Consider the following 17,615-nt stretch of genomic DNA (forward strand, 5'->3'; position numbering starts at 1 on the left):
TCACGCCAGCTGACGCCGCACCAGCTCGTGCAGTCGGCCCCCTGTGTCGGCCAACAGCTGTGCGGGCGGCCCCTGCTGGGCGACCTTGCCGTCCTCCATCACGATGACGCGGTCGGCGTCCAGCACCGTCGACAGGCGGTGCGCGATGACGATGCGTGTGGCGTTGAGCTTGCGGGTGCTCTCGATGACCGTGCGCTGGGTGTCGTTGTCCAGGGCGCTGGTCGCCTCGTCGAAGAACAGGATGCGCGGGCGGCGGATCAGCGCCTGGGCGATCATCAGCCGCTGCCGCTGCCCGCCCGAGATCGCGCCGCTCCCGGAGACGATCGTGTGCAGGCCCATCGGCATGCGCTTGATGTCCTCGGCGAGCCCCGCCAGCTCGGCTGCCGCCAGGGCCTCCTCGGGCGTGTACGGCTCGGTGCCGCAGATGACGTCCAGGATCGAACCGGTGAACGGCTGCGCGTGCTGGAGCACCACCCCGCACTGGCGTCGCACCGCCGACTGGTCGAGGGCCGCCAGGTCCTGACCGTCGTACAGCACGCTCCCCGAGACCGGCCGGTCGAAGCCGATCAGCAGTCTGAGCAGCGTGGACTTGCCGCAGCCGCTGGGGCCGACGATCGCCACGAACTCGCCCGGCCGGACCTCGAACGACACGTCGTCCAGGACCAGCGGACCGTCGTCCGCGTACCGGAACGACAGCCGACGGGCCTCCAGGGCCCCGGACAGCGGACCGGGGCGGGTGCTCGCCGTGCGGACCTCGGGCGTCGCCTCCAGGACCGGCCTGATCTCCTCGAACAGCGGCAGCGCGCCCACCAGCGACACGAACGAACCCGTCAGCTGGGTCACCGCGGTCAGCAGCATCGTCACCGACGTGTTGAAGGTGAGGAACCCGGCCGCCGACATCGCGCCCTTCGCCGGACCCGCCAGCAGCATGAACATCAGCAGCGTGCACACCGGCAGATAGACCGAACCCAGCACCGTGGTGAGGTTCTTGATCCGGCCCACCTTCTGCTGGAGTTCCCGGCTGCGCGCGAACTCGCCCGCCCAGGCCGCGTACGCATAGTTCTCGGCGGCCGCCACCCGCAGCTTCGGCAGGCCCCGCAGCGTCTGGAACGCCTGGTTGTTCAGCTTGTTGCCGAGCACCACGAGCCGCCGCTGCCAGCGCACCTGCCAGAGGCCGAGGCCGAGGAACACGGCGCCGATGACCACGAGCATGCCGATCGCCGCGAGCGCCATCGACGCGCTGTACCAGAACAGCAGGGCCAGGTTCATCACGCCGACGGTCACCGACTGGGCGACCACCGGGCCGACGCCCGCCAGCAGCCGCCGGATCGCGCTGATGCCCATGGCCGCGCTCGCCAGCTCGCCGGTCGAACGCTCGGTGAAGAACTTCGTCGGCAGCCGCAGCAGCCGGTCCCAGACGGCCGGCTGCAGCGTCGCCTCCACACGCCCCTCCAGGCGGAGCATCGTCAGGTTCTCGAGCAGCATGAACGCGGCCGCCACGACACCGCTGATCATCACGGCCAGACAGACCTGCACGATGAGACCCTGCTGCGCCTTCGGCACGTACTCGCCGAGCACCTTGCCCGTCGCGATCGGCACCAGCGCGCCGATCGCCACCGTCACCAGACCGGCGAGCAGGAGGCCCAGCAGATCGCCGCGGGTGCCGCGCATGCTGAACCGCAGCAGGCCGAGCGGGCCCAGTTTCCGGTCCGGCAGCGGCCGGTAGAACATCACCGCGCGCGGCTCGAACTCCTCCGCGTTCGCCTTCTCGATCGGCGTCTCCCGGCCGGTCGCCGGATGGACGGCCACATAGCCGCCGCGCCGCCACAGCAGCGCGACCGGCGCCCCCGACAGCGCCCGGTGCCCGACCAGCGGACCGACGTTGTCCCGCCACCAGGAACCGTCGAGGCGTACGGCCCGGGTGCGCACCCGGGAGGCGAGGGCGACCCGTTCGACCGGGTCGAGGCGCTCGCTCTCGGTGCCGCCCTGCGCGGCTTCGGCCAGGGTGATCCCGGCGGCCCGGGCCACCAACTTGCAGGCGGCGTAGCTCGCGTCCGCGTCGGCGGCCGTGGTGCGCTTCGCCGACGCCTTGCCGATGGAGGCGAGCAGCGTCCGGTCGGCCTGTGCGCGGACCGCCTCACCGGCCTTGATACCGGCGGCCGTACGGGTCTCGTGGGTGCGCTCCAGCTGCTCGATCCAGCGGTCCAGGGCGGTCAGCAGCCGGTACTGCTGGTCGACCATGCTCTGCCACAGCGCCGGGTCCATCAGCAGATCGGCGGCCGCCTCCGCGCCGTAGAGCGAGCCGTACTGCACGCTGCCCGGCGGCACCTGCATCCAGAACACGTCGTCGTCGGTCACCTCCGCCGGGCGCTCACCGGCCATCGGTGCCTGGAAGAGGACGGACAGGCCGCGTCCCACGCCGAGTGCGAGGGCGTACTCCAGCGGGCTCGTCGTCGGCGGCACGTACTGGGGGTTCCCGTACTCGTCGTACGACCAGGTCTGGGTCTGCGGCGGCTGGTACAGCTCGCGCAGCCCGATCCGGTGCACGACGCAGTCGCGCAACGGGCGTGCGACGAGCGTGTGCTGGGGGCCGGCGACCGGGCCGAGCAGCAGGGCGCCCGCCTCGAGCCGGCCGAGGTGGTGCCAGTGGCCCTGGTGCACCGCGTCCACCGCGAACAGGTCCAGGGCGCCCGCCGCGACCAGCCACAGCACCTGCGGTCCTTCGAGGTCGAGGCGGTTGAAACCGCTGCAGTCGATCGGTGTGCCCAGCGAACCGAGCGCACCGAGGACCAGGTCGCCATCGTGCACGGAGGTCATCTCACCGCTCCCTGACCAGCACGGCGTACGCTCCGCCGCGCGCCACCAGCTCGTCGTGCCGCCCGCGTTCCACGATCGTGCCGTGCTGGAGCACGACGATCTCGTCGCTGTCGCGCACGGTGCTCAGCCGGTGGGCGATCACCACGCAGGCGCAGCCGCGCCGGCGCAGATTGTCCATGACGACCAGCTCGGTCTCCGCGTCGAGCGCGCTGGTCACCTCGTCCAGGACGAGGATGCTCGGCCGGCGCACCAACGCCCGTGCGATCTCAAGGCGTTGACGCTGCCCGCCGGAGAAGTTACGGCCGTCCTGCTCGACCTTGCTGTGGATGCCGCCCGGCCGGCGCATCACGACGTCGTAGAGGGCCGCGTCGCGCAGCGCCTCCACCACGGCTTCGTCTGGGATCGACGGGTCCCACAGCGCCACGTTGTCCCGCACCGAGCCCTCGAAGAGGAACACGTCCTGGTCGACGAAGGAGACCGAGGCCGCGAGAGAGCCGCGCGGGATGTCCTCAAGGCGCTGCCCGTCGATGCGGATCACGCCCTCCCACGGCGCGTACAGCCCCGAAATCAGCCGGGACACCGTGGACTTGCCGCTGCCCGACCCGCCGACCAGCGCCACCTGCTGCCCGGGGCCGACGGTCAGGTCGAAGCCGGTGAGCAGCGGCTTGTCGAGCGGGCTGTAGCCGAACGAGATGTTCTGCAGCTCCACGTGTCCGTGCAGCCGGCGGGTCGAGTCGCCCGCGCCGGGGCGGGCGTACAGCGGGTCCGCCTGGAAGTTCTCGACGTCCTTGAGCCGGGCCACATCGGCCGCGAAGTCCTGGATGCGGCCCGCCACACCGTTGAGCCGGGTGAGCGGTGCGGTGAAGCGCGCCACCAGCGCCTGGAAGGCCACCAGCAGACCGATGGAGATGTGCCCCTCGACCGCGCGCATACCGCCGATCCACAGGATCAGTCCGCTGTTCAGGGTGGCGAGGGTCGGCGCGACCACCCCGAGCCAGGCGCTCGGCACCCCGAGACGCTGCTGCTCCTCCAAGGTGCTCGCGTGCTGTCCGGCCCACCTGCGGAAGTAGCCGTCCTCGCCGCCGGTCGCCTTCATCGTCTCGATCAACTGCAGCCCGGTGTACGACGTGTTGGTGAGCCGGGCGGTGTCCGCGCGCAGTTTCGCCGTACGTGTCGCGCGCAGCCGGACGACCAGCCGCATCGCCACGATGTTGAGCAGCGCCACACCGATACCGACGAAGGTGAGCTGCGGGTCGTACGTGTACAGCAGCACCGCGTACAGCACGACCACGACCGCGTCCACGCCCGCCGCCGCCAGGTCCCGGGCCAGGGTCTCGGCGACCTGGTCGTTGGACTGGAGGCGCTGCACCAGGTCGGCCGGGCTGCGTTGGGCGAAGAACGTCACCGGCAGCCGCAGCAGATGGCGCAGGAAGCGGGCGCTGGAGAGGGTGGAGGAGATGATGCGGCCGTGCAGCAGGTTGGCCTGCTGCAGCCAGGTCAGCATCAGGGTGAGCAGCACACAGGCGCCCATCGACGCGAACAGCACGCCCAGCAGGGACGTCTGGCCGCCGATGAGGAACATGTCGATGTAGGTGCGGCTGAGCGCGGGCAGCGCGGCGCCGACCGCCACCAGCAGGAGGCTGGCCAGCACCGCGGCGGGCATCGTGCCCGCGGTGCCGCGCAGCCTGGCGGGCATCGCGCCGAGGATGCCGGGCTTGCGCCCGCCCTTCTCGAAGCCGTCGCCCGGCTCCATCACCAGGACGACCCCGGTGAAGCTGCCGTCGAACTCCTCCATGGGCACGAAACGGCGGCCCTTGGCGGGGTCGTTGATGTACACCCCGCGCCGCCCGAAGCGGCGCCCCATGCCGTCGTAGACGACGTAGTGGTTGAACTCCCAGAACAGGACCGCCGGTGCCGCCACCTCGGCGAGGGCGGCCAGGTCCATCTGCATGCCCTTGGCCGTCAGGCCGTAACTGCGGGCCGCCTTCAGCAGGTTGCTGGCACGCGAGCCGTCGCGGGAGACACCGCACGCGATGCGCAGCTCCTCCAGCGGGACGTGCCGGCCGTAGTGTCCGAGGACCATGGCGAGGGAGGCGGCGCCGCACTCGACGGCCTCCATCTGCAGCACGCTGGGCGTGCGGACCGTCTTCGTGGAGCTCTTGGGTACCGGCCGCTTGGGCGGGGCGGCGCGACGCCGGCCGCGGGTTTCCTGGGCGGTGGTCACGGCAGCAGCCAATCGACGGGACGCTGGTCGGCCAGCCGGATCGAGGCCGTGGCCAGGGTCATGGAGTCGAGGCCGTACGGCGGTCCCTCGGCCGAGCTCCACTTGTAACCGCTCTTCGTGGCCCGGGACTTGTCGAGCCTGACCAGCACGGCCACCGGCCGCCCCTTCTTGGTGAACTGCTCGCCCAGCTGGCCGTCCCCGAGGAACGCGGCGATCGACTGCGCCGACTGGGCCGTGCGGTCCACCGACTTCACATGGCCGCGCAGCACGCCGTACTCCTGGGTGGACACCGACGACACGGTCAGGTCGACGGCGGCGTCGGCGGGGATCGAGGCGGCGTTCTCGACCGGGACGTACACGGTCGCGTACAACGGGTCGGAGGTGTGGGCGACCTTTTCCACCGCGGCGACGTTGGTACCGGTCTGGATAATCTGCCCGATGGTGGCGGCGAGTCCGGTGATCCGGCCCGCGGCGACGGTGCGCACGACCGAGTCGCCCTGGCTCGTACGGACCTTCAGGACCGGTGAGTCGGCGGGGAGCCGCTCGCCCTGCTTGGCGAGGACGGCGGTGACCTGGCCGGCGACCGGGCTCTGCAGGATGTAACTGCCCTGCCCGTGCGTCAGGATCGCGGGCGCGCCGACCGTGGAGGAGACCGAGCCGGTCACCGCCCACACGGAGGCGGCGGCCATGGCGACGACCGTGACGGACAGCGCCAGCCAGCCCTGGGGGCGGGCGAGACGCACCGGGAGGTCGAGCTCTTCCGGCGACTGGAGCTTGGCGAGGGCCTGTTGGCGGAACTGCACGGAACTTCCCTCACCTGTGGGAGAGACTTCGCTACGACGTGGTTGCGGGCATCCGAGAGTCCCGGAGCCGGGGTTCGGCTCCGGGACTCAGGGGTGACCAGGCGCGATCAGAGACCGGCGACCAGGTTGGTGACCGGGGCGGTGCTCAGGCCGGTGACACCCTCGAGGGTGCTGACGCCGGTGCCGATGAGGCCGGAAACCGGGGCGACGCCGTCCACCAGGCCGGTGACGGAGCCAACGGCGTTCAGGGACAGGCCGCCGGAGACGTTGTCGAGCTCGGCGTCGGAGATCTCGACGGTCTCAACCTGGGGGGTGGAGTTCATGATGGAACTTCCCTTCATATGGATATCTCATAAGGGGGGAGCGGCCCCCTCTGGGGACAGACGACGGCCGCGGCCGCGGGCACCGGGCACTCGTTTCCAGGAGCCCTGCGTGGCCCCCGCGGTGCGATGGATCAAAGCACGCACGCCGCTTACGCTTCCAATCAATCACCGGTCCCACCTGGGCACTTGAGCCTCACAAGGGCTCAACCGTGCAGGTGTGCGCACGCCGTGTCGGCGACTCCTTCACATGCCGCACGGCATCGGCGCACACCATCGCTTGCCCCCGGAGCGGCGAATCCGACACTCGGCATTAAAGGCGCGCGAGGGGGCGCGCGCATGTGCAGATCCGCCGAACTCGGTGACCTGCTTGGGTAATGGATGTGCAGATTCCCTGAAACCAGGGTTCCGGCCCGCGTTCGCGACGGAGGGTCGCCGACCGGTCGCCGAACGTGTCAGCCCAGGATCGCGTAGACCGTGCTCGCGCGGGCGGCGATCGTGCCCGAACTCCCGTCGGTCAGCGTGATGTCCGCGAACGCCATACGCCGGCCCAGCTTGGTGAGCACCGCCTCGATCAGGACGTCCGCACCCGTCACCGCCCGCTGGAACGACGTGGACTGCTGCACCGTCGTCATCGGTACGAACCCGCCCCGCGCCGCCGATATGGCGATCACGGTCGCGGTGTCGGCGGCGGCCATCAGCGCCTGCCCGGACAGCGCGCCCCCCTCCCGGGCCAGTCGGTGCGACCAGGGCAGGCGCAGCACCGCCCGGTCCTCGCCCACCCCCTCGACCGACAGCCCGAGATCGAGCACCCAGGGCGCGAAGTTGGCGGAGAGGATCTTGTCGGCTTCGGCGGTGGTCAGCGTCATATGGGCGATTGTTCCCGGCCCCGCCCCACGACACGCGGAGCATGGCCGATTCGCCCTCGCACACGGCCAGTTGTCGGATGGCGATGAACGCATCACCCGGCCCGTGCGTACCTACAGCCATCCAGGCGCCCCCGAATCGACTGCCGCCACGGCGGCACAGACCCCGTCCCCAGGAGGTCGAGAAGTTTGAGGCACAAGCGAATTCCGAAGCGCAAGGCCGTGATAGCGGTGGGTGGTGTCGCGGCGCTCGGAGCGGCCGCACTCCTGCTGCCGAACGCCAACGCGTCCCAGGACGACGCGGCGGGCGACGCCACCCCCAGGACCTTCAAGGCGACGGACGCCTCGGATCTCGCCACACGGCTGCAAGGCCTGCTGGGCGAGACCTTCGCCGGCTCTTACTACGACAGCGGCAGGCAGCAGCTCGTCGTCAACGTGGCCGACGGCGACGACAACGCGATCGCGCAGGCCGAGAAGGCGGGCGCGGTCGTCCGCCAGGTGGCGAACAGCACCGCCGAACTCAAGTCCGCCGCGCAGACCCTGCGGACGAAGGCCACCATTCCCGGCACCTCCTGGGCCGTCGACCCACGAACGAACAAGATCCTGGTCACGGCCGACAGCACGGTCACCGGTACCAACTGGGACAAGGTTGAGTCGACCGTACGGAGCCTCGGCTCCGGCACGGCGACCGTCAAGAAGTCCGCGGGCACCTTCAAGACCTTCGTGTCGGGCGGCGACGCCATCTTCTCCCAGGTGCAGGGCGGCACCGTCCGCTGCTCCCTCGGCTTCAACGTCACCGGGTCCGACGGCAGCCCCGCCTTCCTGACGGCCGGTCACTGCGGCGTCGCCGCCAAGCAGTGGTCCGACTCCGAGACCGGCCAGCCCATCGCCACCGTCGACCAGGCCACGTTCCCCGGCGAGGGCGACTTCTCACTCGTGAAGTACGACGACCCCGCCACCCAGGCGCCGAGCGAGGTCAACGTCGGCAACGGTCAGACCGTCCAGATCACCCAGGCCGCGGACGCCACCGTCGGCGAGACCGTGTTCCGCATGGGCAGCACCACGGGACTGCACGACGGCACGGTCACCGGCCTCGACGCCACCGTCAACTTCCAGAGCGAGACCGACCCGGGCGGCGTCGACACCGTCACCGGCCTCATCCAGACCGACGTCTGCGCCGAGCCGGGCGACAGCGGCGGCTCCCTGTTCACCCAGGACGGCGGCGCGGTCGGCCTCACCTCCGGCGGCAGCGGCGACTGCACGAACGGCGGCGAGACCTTCTTCCAGCCGGTGACCACGGCACTCCAGGCGACAGGCGCGACACTGGGCGACGCAGGGGCCGGTACCGGCGCGGGAGGCGGCGACCAGCAGGCGGGCGGTGAAGGGGTCGGCGGTACGGCCGATCCCTCGGCCACGGGCGGAGAGCAGTCCGGGACCGGCACCGGAGACCCATCGGGGACCGGCGCCGACGACGGCTCGTCGCTCACGCAGACCCGCTGACCGGCCGGCAGCGGACGGCCCGGCCCTCCGGCGGGAGGGCCGGGCCGCGTCGCTCGGCACAAGGCAGTTGGGTCTCAGCCGTCCCCGCGAGCCCGCAGCAACAGCACCGCGACATCGTCGGCCCGCTCCCGCGTGGCCAAGCTGTGCCGGACCAGTTCGTCGGCCAGGTACTCCAGGGGCTGGTCCCCCATCGTCGTGAGCAGCTCGCCGAGCTGGGCCAGGGCGTCCTCGATGTCGACGCCGGGGGATTCGATGAGCCCGTCGGTGTAGAGCACGAGGAGCGAGCCCGGCGTGAACTCGACCTCCGTGGTCGGATACGTCGCCGCCGCGTCGATGCCGAGAAGCGGACCGCCCGCCAGATCCAGGACGCGCACCCGCCCGTCGGGCCGTCTCAGCAGCGGCGGCGGATGCCCGGCACGCGCCATCACGGCCCGCCCGTTCGCCGGATCGAGCTGTAGATACAGACAGCTCGCGAACAGCTCGGAACCGAGGTCGACGAGCAGCCGGTTGGTGCTGCGCATGACGTCGTGCGGCGGCTGACCACCGGTCGTGAACGCCCGTACCCCGGTACGGATCTGCCCCATCAGCCCGGCCGCCGTCACGTTGTGCCCCTGGACGTCCCCGATCACCGCCGCCGACAGGGGCCGTGTCGGCACCAGGTCGTAGAAGTCGCCGCCGATCTCCATGCCCTGAGTGGCCGGCAGATAGCGCGCCGCCGCCTCGATGCCGGGCAGCGTGGCCAGCGAGTGCGGCAGCAGGGCCGCCTGGAGCCCGTGTGCCAGCTGGTTCTTGGCGTCGTAGAGCAGGGCCCGCTCCAGGGCCTGCGCGATCAACCCGCCGAGGCTCGTCAGTACGGCCCGCTCGTCCGCGGGGAAGACGTGCGGCTGCGCGTAGGCGAGCAGACAGGTGCCGACCGGCCGCCCCGACGCGATCAGCGGCAGATACGCCCAGGCGGCGAACCCGTCCGGTGTCCACTCGCGGGCCGGGTACAGGCGATCCAACTGCTCCCGTGAGTCGAAGAACGCGGGCACCCCGGTGCCCAGGACGTGCGTGCCGGGCGTCCGCTCCGTCAGCGGCATCCCGTTGAACTGCTCGATCATGCGCGGGTCCGCATACCCCCGGTGCCCGAGCATGAGCATGCGCCCGGCCCGCGCGCCGAGGATGGCCAGCGCCTGGCTGCCGACGGCCGGACAGACCTCGTCCGCGACCAGCTGCACCACGTCCTGCACATCGACCGCCTCGGTCAGCGCGCCCGCCAGACTGAGCACCTGCGAGATCGTCACCAGCCGGGCGGGACCGTCCCCGGTCTCCGGCGCGCCGTGCGCCATCTGCGCCACCGCCCGGGCCCGCGAGACGCGCACACTCAGTCCGGTCGTGCTCGGGTACAGCCGGAACGACAACCAGTCGTCCGGCGGGCGCAGCGCCACGAACGACGTGACGTGCTGACTGATCAGCGCGGCCCGGTAGCGGTCCTCGTACATCGGGTCGTTCAGCCACGGCGCCGACGCCCACAGCTGGGTGCCGAGCAGTTCGTCGGCCGCCGTGCCGAGCAGTTCGGCCGCGGCCGCGTTGGCGAAGCCGATCCGGCCGTGCACGTCCAGCGAGAGCAGCCCGTACGGCAGCCGGGCCACCATCCGCGCCGCCTCCAGCGACCCGAGCGTGCTCGCCAGGTCCGGCACGGGGGCCGCCGGCAGATCGGGCTCGCGGGGCAGCGGGCGGTTGAGCCGCGCCGTCCGCTGCAGCCGCAGCGCGAGCCGTTCGCAGGCCGCGGTCAGGTGCGCGCGCTCCCGCTCCGACAGCTTCGGCGGATGGGAGCCGGGCCAGGTCACGAAGACCGCCCCGAAGGCCCTGTCCGCCGTGGCCACGGGCAGCGCGGCCAGCGCGAAGGGGTACGGCAGGACGACCGCGATGCGCGGGTACCGGCGCGCCATCTCCTCCTCGCCACCCACCCAGACCAGCCGCCGCTCGCGCAACGCCTCCGCCACAGGGATCGGCGCGCTCAGCCCCACCCGCTCCCACGGCGCCGCGAACGCCCGGGGCAGCCCCGCCATCACCGCCATCTCGAGCACCGGCTCGCCAGGCGCCAGCAGATACACCGCCCCGGAGTGCGCGTGGACGTCGTCCATCATCGCGGCCAGCGACAACGACAGCAGCGGCCGGCCGAGGTGCGCCCTGGTGGCCGCCGGTGCCTGCGTGGGGGGCTGCCTCTCGGACAAGGCGACCACCTCCTCGCACGACCGCGAGTCACACCCCAGCCACAAGACTCCCTCTTACGGGGTCCAGGCGCACGGCGAGCGCACGCCGGGGCCCACTGTCACGACCGTCACCGCGTCACCACGCGAAACTCACCCATGACGTCATGTTCGGTACGTTTCGAGCGTCGTCCGCCCCCTGAACTCCACGGAACGGTCACAGGGGCTGCGCAGGCGCCCCATAAGCGCTGTAATGGCGACGTGGTGAGTGAGGGCGCTGCGGTACGCAGAACGAGAACGGAACGTGCCGAAGTTGCCCTCGAAACGCTCTCAGCCGACCCGCACTCACCGGAACGGCTGCGTCGCGTCCTCGAACAGGCCCTCGTCTTCGCCGGTGCGGCCTTCGCGGGCGTGTACACCCCGTGCGACGACCGCACCCTGCTCTGCCTGACCGAGTCGGCCGGACTCCCGCGCACGCTCTACGGGCTGCGCGACACCTACCCTGTGTCGGACCGGTCCCCGCTCGCCGAGGCCCACGGCACCGGGCGGCCGGTGTGGCTCGGCCCCGAGGAACTGGCCGTCGGCCCCGAGGCCCGCCGCACTCCGTCCGCGGACTTCTCCGTCGCCGTCCTGCCGGTGCACGCGGGCGACGGCTGCCTCGTCGCCGTGACCGAGAGTCCCGGCGGCTTCGACACCGAGGACCGCGACTGCCTCGACCGGATCGCCGAGGCGGTCGTCTACCGCACGCCGGCGGAGGCCGTCGACACAGGTGAGCTGCCCGCCGACGCCTTCAGCCTGGCCATGGACACCGGGCACGTGACGGTCGGGGACGAGATCCTGGAGCTGTTCGGCATCCCCCGCGACGATTTCGACGGCAAGGTCGAGACCCTGCTCGGCCGCACTGTGCCCGAGGACCTGCCCGCGCTGATGTCCGTCGTCGAGGCCGACCACATGTCCATCGGCGACCGGGAACTGGAGTTCCGCATCCTGCAGCCCTCAGGCCCGCCGAAGTGGCTCAGGCTGCGCGGCCGGCTGCTGCCAGGGGGCGAGGGTCGGGCCGCCCGCCTCGTCGGCACCGTCGCGGACGCCTCCACGCTGCGCTCCGACGTCACCGACGTGGCCCGGGTCCAGCGCCTGGCCGCCGCACTCGCCACCGCCGGAACCGTCAAGGACGTCAGCCAGGCCGTCGTGACCGCCCTGCGCAAGCCGCTGCAGGCCGACCGGATCGCCCTCGCCGAACTGGAGAACGAGCGCCTCGTCGTCACCTTCCTCGACCCGCCCGAACCCGAGTGCTGGCCCGAGCTGTGGCGCACGGAGTGGCGCACCGAGTGGCCGGACGCGCCGGTGCGCGCCATGCCCAGCCTCGCCCTGGCCCTGCGTGAGGGCCGCGCCCAGATCTGGCCCGCCGGCAGCACCCTCGAACCGGCCCTCGCCGAGGTCGGCCCCGGCGGCCTCGCCGTCCTGCCGCTGCCCGCCGGCGGCCGCATGGCCGGCGCCTGTCTCATCGGCTGGGACCGCCCGCACGAGTTCGGCCCCGACGAGCGCGCCCTGCTCACCGCCGCGGCCGGCCTCGCCGGACAGGCCCTGGTACGCGCCCACGCCTTCGACGCCGAGCACGAACTCGTCGGCATGCTCCAGCGCACCCTCCTGCCCCGCCGCCTCCCCAAGCTGCCCGGCGCGGTCGCCGTCGCCCGCTATCTGCCCGCCACCGCCGGGCTCCAGGTCGGCGGAGACTGGTACGACGTGATCCCGCTGCCCGACAACCACGTGGCCCTCATCATCGGCGACGTCCAGGGCCACAACGCCGGCGCCGCCACCCTGATGGGCCAGATGCGCACCGCCCTGCGCGCCTACGCGGCCGAGGGCCACCCGCCGGACGTGGTCGTCTCGCACGCCAACCGCCTCCTGATGGAGATGGAGACCGACCTTTTCGCCACGTGCTGCTACGTCGACGTCGACATGGAGGAGGGCACCGCCCTGTGCGTGCGCGCCGGCCACGTCCAGCCGGTGCTGCGTCACCCGGACGGCGGCGCCGAGATCGTCGAGGCCGAGGGCGGCCCGCCGCTCGGTGTGGTCCTGCAGGCGGAGTTCCCCATGACCCCGCTGCGCCTGCAGCCCGGCACCGTGCTCGCGCTGACCACCGACGGCCTGGTGGAGTCCGCCGAGTCCGACCTCGAGGAGGGCATGGACCGGCTCGCCCGCGACCTGGCCGCCGCCGACCCCGCCCACCTCGGCCTGGTCGCCGACGCCGTGCTCGGCGACGCCCACCGGGGCGACGACGTCGCCCTCCTCCTGGTCCGCTACGACGGCATGGACGTACGCCCGCTGCGCGAGACCTGGACGGTGTGGCGGGTACCGGAGGCCGTCCGGCACGCCCGCCGCTTCACCCGTCGTACCCTGCGCTCCTGGGGTGTGCCCGACGACCACATGGACGCCGTCCAGCTCGTCGTCTCCGAGCTGGTCACCAACGCCCTCGTGCACACCGGCGGGCAGGTCCGCCTCGACCTGACCCTCGTCAACCACCGGTTCCGCGTCGCCGTCGCCGACTCCTCGCCCCGTACGCCCGTCAAGCCGACCAGCCTCGGCTGGGAAGCCACCGGCGGCCGCGGCATCGTCCTCGTGGAGGCCATGTCGGCGGCGTGGGGGACGGTGCCGGTGAGCGGCGGCAAGCAGGTGTGGGCCGACATCGTCCTCGACGACTGACGGCCACTCGGGTGCGGGGCGGGCCGCCCCCGGCAGGTCGTGGGGGCTGCCGCGGCCGCCGTGCCTAGGGTCCTTGGCGTGTCTCACACCATCGAAGAGCTCGTGGCCAAGCAGCGCGCGGCGGAGGCTGCCCACAACCAGGTCCAGGAACTGCGGGACACCTACGGCCCCCCGGCCGAGGGCCAGCTGACCGGGACCCAGCGCGAGACCTACGAGACGGCCCTGCGGGCCTGGCGCGACCTGGACCGGGACCTGCAGAGCGCGGTGAGCGAGTACGCCCGTGACGAGGGCCGTTCCCTGGCCGAGGTGGAGGCGGAGCTGGCCCGGGCGGCCGGGAAGCCCCCGGAGAACCCGGAGCTCCACGCGAACTGACATCCCCCCGCCAGCTGCTCGTAGGACCGGGGACGTACTGTCGTAACCAATCAGCGAGACAAAGAAAGGTTTCCATTCCGGCGATCGCAGATAAGGTGTGGCAGATGAAGGCACTCGTGCTCTCCGGCGGCGCCGGCACCCGGCTGCGGCCGATCACGCACACGTCGGCGAAACAGCTCGTACCGGTGGCCAACAAACCCGTGTTGTTCTACGGGCTGGAATCCATCGCCGCGGCCGGGATCACCGACGTCGGGATGATCGTCGGGGACACCGCCGCCGAGATCGAGGAGGCGGTCGGCGACGGGTCGAAGTTCGGCCTGGAGGTGACCTACATACCCCAGGAGCGTCCCCTCGGACTCGCCCACGCGGTGCTGATCGCGCGGGACTTCCTCGGGGACGACGACTTCGTGATGTACCTCGGTGACAACTTCATCGTGGGCGGCATCAGCGACCTCGTCGAAGAGTTCCGCACCACCCGCCCCGACGCCCAGATCCTGCTCACCCGCGTCCCCGACCCCCGCTCCTTCGGCGTCGCCGAACTCGGTCCTTCGGGGCAGGTGGTGGGCCTGGAGGAGAAGCCGGAGCTTCCCAAGAGCGACCTCGCGCTCGTCGGCGTGTACCTGTTCACCCCGGCGGTCCACGAGGCGGTACGGGCGATCAAGCCGTCCTGGCGGGGCGAGTTGGAGATCACCCACGCGCTCCAGCACCTCATCGACGAGCGCGCCGACGTCCGTTCCACGGTCATCCGGGGCTACTGGAAGGACACCGGCAACGTCGGCGACATGCTGGAGGTAAACCGCACCGTGCTGGAGGGCGTGGAACGGCGCATCGACGGCGAGGTCGACGAGGCGTCCCAGATCCTGGGCCGGGTGGTGATCGAGGAGGGGGCGCGGATCACCAACTCCCGGATCGTCGGCCCGGTCGTCATCGGAGCCGGGACCGTCGTCAGCGACTCCTACGTCGGTCCCTTCACCTCCGTCGCGGAGAACTGCCGGATCACGGAGAGTGAGCTGGAGTTCTCCATAGTGCTGCGGGACTCCTCCATCGACGGGGTGGGCCGGATCGAGTCCTCGCTGATCGGCCGGCATGTCGAGGTGACCCCGGCGCCCGGAGTGCCCAGTGCCCACCGCCTCGTCCTCGGAGACCACAGCAAGGTGCAGATCCGTTCATGAATCTCCTCGTCACCGGCGCCGCCGGGTTCATCGGCTCGACGTACGTCCGCACACTCCTCGCCGACGACTCCCCGGACGCGCCGCGCGTCACCGTGCTCGACAAGCTCACCTACGCGGGCACGCTCACCAACCTCCCCGCAGGCCATCCCCGCCTGGAGTTCGTCCAGGGCGACATATGCGACGCCGACCTGGTCGACAAGCTCATGGCCGACGCCGACCAGCTGGTGCACTTCGCCGCCGAGTCGCACGTCGACCGGTCGATCGACGGCGCCGGCGAGTTCGTGCGCACCAACGTGGTCGGCACCCAGACCCTCCTGGACGCGGCTCTGCGGCACGGCGTCGGCCCGTTCGTGCACATATCCACCGACGAGGTGTACGGCTCCATCGACTCCGGGTCCTGGCCGGAGACCCACCCGCTCGCGCCCAACTCCCCTTACTCCGCCTCCAAGGCCTCCTCCGACCTCCTCGCCCTGGCCCACCACCGCACCCACGGCCTGGACGTGCGCGTCACCCGCTGCTCCAACAACTACGGCCCGCACCAGTTCCCCGAGAAGGTCATCCCGCTCTTCGTCACCAACCTGCTGGACGGCCACAAGGTCCCGCTGTACGGCGACGGCCGCAACGTCCGCGACTGGCTCCACGTCGACGACCACTGCCACGGCATCGAACTGGTCCGCACGAAGGGCCGCCCCGGCGAGGTCTACAACATCGGCGGCGGCACCGAGTTGAGCAACAAGGAACTCACCGGCCTGCTGCTCGAGGCCTGCGGCGCGGACTGGGACCGGGTCGAGTACGTCACCGACCGCAAGGGCCACGATCTGCGCTACTCCGTCGACTGGAGCAAGGCCCACGACGAACTCGGCTACCGGCCGCGCCGCGACTTCGCCACCGGCCTCGCCGAGACGGTCGCCTGGTATCGCGACAACCGCGCCTGGTGGGAGCCGCTCAAGCAGCGGGGGTCCCGATGAGGTGGCTCGTCACCGGCGCGGGCGGCATGCTCGGCCGCGACACCGTCGAGGAACTGCACCGGCGCGGCGCCGACGTGACCGGCCTGGACCGCGCGACCCTCGACATCACCCAACCCGGCGCCGTACGGCGGGCGTTCGAGGAGCACCGCCCCGATGTCGTCGTCAACTGCGCGGCCTACACGGCTGTCGACGACGCCGAGACCGACGAGGCACGCGCGCTCACGATCAACGGCGGAGGCCCGCGCCTGCTCGCCCGCGCCTGCGCCGCGTCCGGCGCGCGCCTGGTCCACGTCTCCACCGACTACGTCTTCGACGGCGAGGCCCGCGCCACCCCGTACCCGGAGAACCACCCCCCGGCCCCGCGCACCGCCTACGGCCGCACCAAACTCGCCGGCGAACAAGCGGTGTCGGAGGAACTCCCGGGTGCGAGCGCGATCGTACGCACGGCCTGGCTGTACGGCGCCCACGGCCGCAGTTTCGTCCGTACGATGCTCGAACTCGAAGCCCGCCGCGACACCCTCGACGTCGTCGACGACCAGCGGGGCCAGCCCACCTGGAGCGCCGACGTCGCCGCCCGCATCGCGGACCTCGGCACCAGGCTCTCCCCGGACGGCGGTGCGCGAGGTGTCTTCCACGCCACCAGTTCCGGCGAGGCCACCTGGCACGAACTGGCCCGCGAGGTGTTCCTGCTCGTCGGCGCGGACCCGGACCGGGTGCGCCCCACCGACAGCCAGGCCTTCCCCCGGCCCGCCCCGCGCCCCGCATACAGCGCCCTCGGGCACGCCCGTTGGCGCGAGATCGGCCTGGAACCCCCGAGGGACTGGCGATCCGCCCTGCACGAAGCACTGCCCCACATCCGCAAGGAGATGTCTCAGTGAAACGGCACGAGTTCCTTCGGGAGCTCCACAAGGTCAGCGCGAACCGCAACTACCTGGAGATCGGCGTCAACGACGGCCGCAGCCTGACGTTGTCACGGGTGCCCAGCATCGCGGTCGACCCCGCGTTCAAGGTGGTCGCGGAGATCCGCTGCGACGTGCACCTCGCGAAGGCGACCAGCGACGACTTCTTCGCCCGCGAGAACCCCCTCGCGCATCTGCGGGGCGGCCGGCACCCGCTGCGCAACCTCGCCCGCAACCGCAGCCCGTTCGGCTACTGGAAGCGCACCACGCTGGACCTGTCGTTCATCGACGGCATGCACCTGTTCGAGTACGCGCTGCGCGACTTCATCAACGTCGAGAAGCACTCGGACTGGGCCAGCGTGATCGTCTTCGACGACATGCTGCCGCGCAACGTCGACGAGGCGGCCCGCGACCGGCACACCAACGCCTGGACCGGGGACGTCTACAAGGTCGTCGAGATCCTCAACCGCTACCGTCCCGACCTGGTGACGGTCCTGGCCGACACCGCGCCCACCGGCCAGCTCCTGGTCTTCGGCGCCGACCCGGACAACACGGTGCTGAAGGACAAGTACGACGAGATCATCGCGGAGTTCGAGGTTCCCGACCCGCAGAAGGTGCCCGAGTCGATCCTGGAGCGGACCACGGCCGTGAAGCCCGAGGACCTGGTGTCCGCGGGCTTCTGGAAGGCACTGGAGTCGTCCCGCAACCGCGGCACCAAGCGCTCCCGCGGCTGGGAACCCCTGCGCCGCGCGCTGGAGCCGTTCAGCAGCATCCGCTGA

The 17,615-nt window shown here is 71.5% G+C and carries 13 protein-coding genes; 7 read left to right on the plus strand and 6 right to left on the minus strand.

Annotated features, from left to right (window positions below):
- The 5 genes from ACFYXB_RS15190 to ACFYXB_RS15210 form a co-directional block, all read right to left on the minus strand.
- Positions 1-2,817 carry an NHLP bacteriocin export ABC transporter permease/ATPase subunit gene (locus ACFYXB_RS15190; RefSeq protein WP_389581906.1) on the minus strand — a complete coding sequence of 939 codons (2,817 nt, stop codon included), beginning with the start codon at positions 2,815-2,817 and terminating at the stop codon, positions 1-3.
- Between the two features lies 1 nt (position 2,818).
- Complete coding sequence (locus tag ACFYXB_RS15195) at positions 2,819-5,041, minus strand: NHLP family bacteriocin export ABC transporter peptidase/permease/ATPase subunit (RefSeq protein ID WP_389581908.1); 2,223 nt, start codon at positions 5,039-5,041, stop codon at positions 2,819-2,821.
- Entirely contained in the window at positions 5,038-5,844 is an 807-nt protein-coding gene (locus ACFYXB_RS15200) for an HlyD family efflux transporter periplasmic adaptor subunit (protein WP_389581910.1), read from the minus strand. Before ACFYXB_RS15200 ends, ACFYXB_RS15195 begins: the two co-directional genes overlap by 4 nt.
- A gap of 107 nt (positions 5,845-5,951) precedes the next feature.
- Positions 5,952-6,167, minus strand: coding sequence for a type A2 lantipeptide (locus tag ACFYXB_RS15205; protein WP_389581913.1), 216 nt, complete (start codon positions 6,165-6,167; stop codon positions 5,952-5,954).
- 452 nt (positions 6,168-6,619) lie between these two features.
- Positions 6,620-7,033 (minus strand): PaaI family thioesterase, encoded by a 414-nt coding sequence (locus ACFYXB_RS15210; protein WP_389581916.1) that lies wholly within the window; start codon positions 7,031-7,033, stop codon positions 6,620-6,622.
- Positions 7,034-7,219: 186 nt separating this feature from the next.
- Here ACFYXB_RS15210 and ACFYXB_RS15215 point away from each other — a divergent pair, with 186 nt between their 5' ends.
- Positions 7,220-8,530, plus strand: coding sequence for a S1 family peptidase (locus ACFYXB_RS15215; protein WP_389581918.1), 1,311 nt, complete (start codon positions 7,220-7,222; stop codon positions 8,528-8,530).
- A gap of 74 nt (positions 8,531-8,604) precedes the next feature.
- Here ACFYXB_RS15215 and ACFYXB_RS15220 read toward each other — a convergent pair whose 3' ends face one another.
- Positions 8,605-10,746: a SpoIIE family protein phosphatase gene (locus tag ACFYXB_RS15220; RefSeq protein WP_389581920.1), complete on the minus strand. Its 2,142-nt coding sequence runs from the start codon at positions 10,744-10,746 to the stop codon at positions 8,605-8,607.
- 237 nt (positions 10,747-10,983) lie between these two features.
- Here ACFYXB_RS15220 and ACFYXB_RS15225 point away from each other — a divergent pair, with 237 nt between their 5' ends.
- From ACFYXB_RS15225 to ACFYXB_RS15250, 6 genes are all read left to right on the plus strand, one after another.
- Positions 10,984-13,425, plus strand: a complete 2,442-nt coding sequence (locus tag ACFYXB_RS15225; protein WP_389581922.1) for a SpoIIE family protein phosphatase — start codon at positions 10,984-10,986, stop codon at positions 13,423-13,425.
- A gap of 78 nt (positions 13,426-13,503) precedes the next feature.
- Positions 13,504-13,797, plus strand: a complete 294-nt coding sequence (locus ACFYXB_RS15230; protein ID WP_389581924.1) for a hypothetical protein — start codon at positions 13,504-13,506, stop codon at positions 13,795-13,797.
- Between the two features lie 104 nt (positions 13,798-13,901).
- Positions 13,902-14,969 (plus strand): glucose-1-phosphate thymidylyltransferase, encoded by a 1,068-nt coding sequence (locus tag ACFYXB_RS15235; protein WP_389581926.1) that lies wholly within the window; start codon positions 13,902-13,904, stop codon positions 14,967-14,969.
- Positions 14,966-15,937, plus strand: a complete 972-nt coding sequence (rfbB, locus tag ACFYXB_RS15240) for a dTDP-glucose 4,6-dehydratase (RefSeq protein ID WP_389581928.1) — start codon at positions 14,966-14,968, stop codon at positions 15,935-15,937. Before ACFYXB_RS15235 ends, rfbB begins: the two co-directional genes overlap by 4 nt.
- Positions 15,934-16,815, plus strand: a complete 882-nt coding sequence (gene rfbD, locus ACFYXB_RS15245; protein ID WP_389581931.1) for a dTDP-4-dehydrorhamnose reductase — start codon at positions 15,934-15,936, stop codon at positions 16,813-16,815. The genes rfbB and rfbD overlap by 4 nt, the downstream gene beginning before the upstream one ends.
- Entirely contained in the window at positions 16,812-17,615 is an 804-nt protein-coding gene (locus ACFYXB_RS15250) for a class I SAM-dependent methyltransferase (protein WP_351348145.1), read from the plus strand. The genes rfbD and ACFYXB_RS15250 overlap by 4 nt, the downstream gene beginning before the upstream one ends.

This window comes from Streptomyces sp. NPDC002619 (assembly GCF_042889305.1).
Lineage (GTDB): Bacteria > Actinomycetota > Actinomycetes > Streptomycetales > Streptomycetaceae > Streptomyces.

Coding starts and splice junctions, on each gene's coding strand:
- ACFYXB_RS15190 (WP_389581906.1), bottom strand. CDS start 2,817: ATGACCTCCGTGCACGATGGCGACCTGGTCCTCGGTGCGCTCGGTTCG.
- rfbB (WP_389581928.1), top strand. CDS start 14,966: ATGAATCTCCTCGTCACCGGCGCCGCCGGGTTCATCGGCTCGACGTAC.
- ACFYXB_RS15205 (WP_389581913.1), bottom strand. CDS start 6,167: ATGAACTCCACCCCCCAGGTTGAGACCGTCGAGATCTCCGACGCCGAG.
- rfbD (WP_389581931.1), top strand. CDS start 15,934: ATGAGGTGGCTCGTCACCGGCGCGGGCGGCATGCTCGGCCGCGACACC.
- ACFYXB_RS15210 (WP_389581916.1), bottom strand. CDS start 7,033: ATGACGCTGACCACCGCCGAAGCCGACAAGATCCTCTCCGCCAACTTC.
- ACFYXB_RS15235 (WP_389581926.1), top strand. CDS start 13,902: ATGAAGGCACTCGTGCTCTCCGGCGGCGCCGGCACCCGGCTGCGGCCG.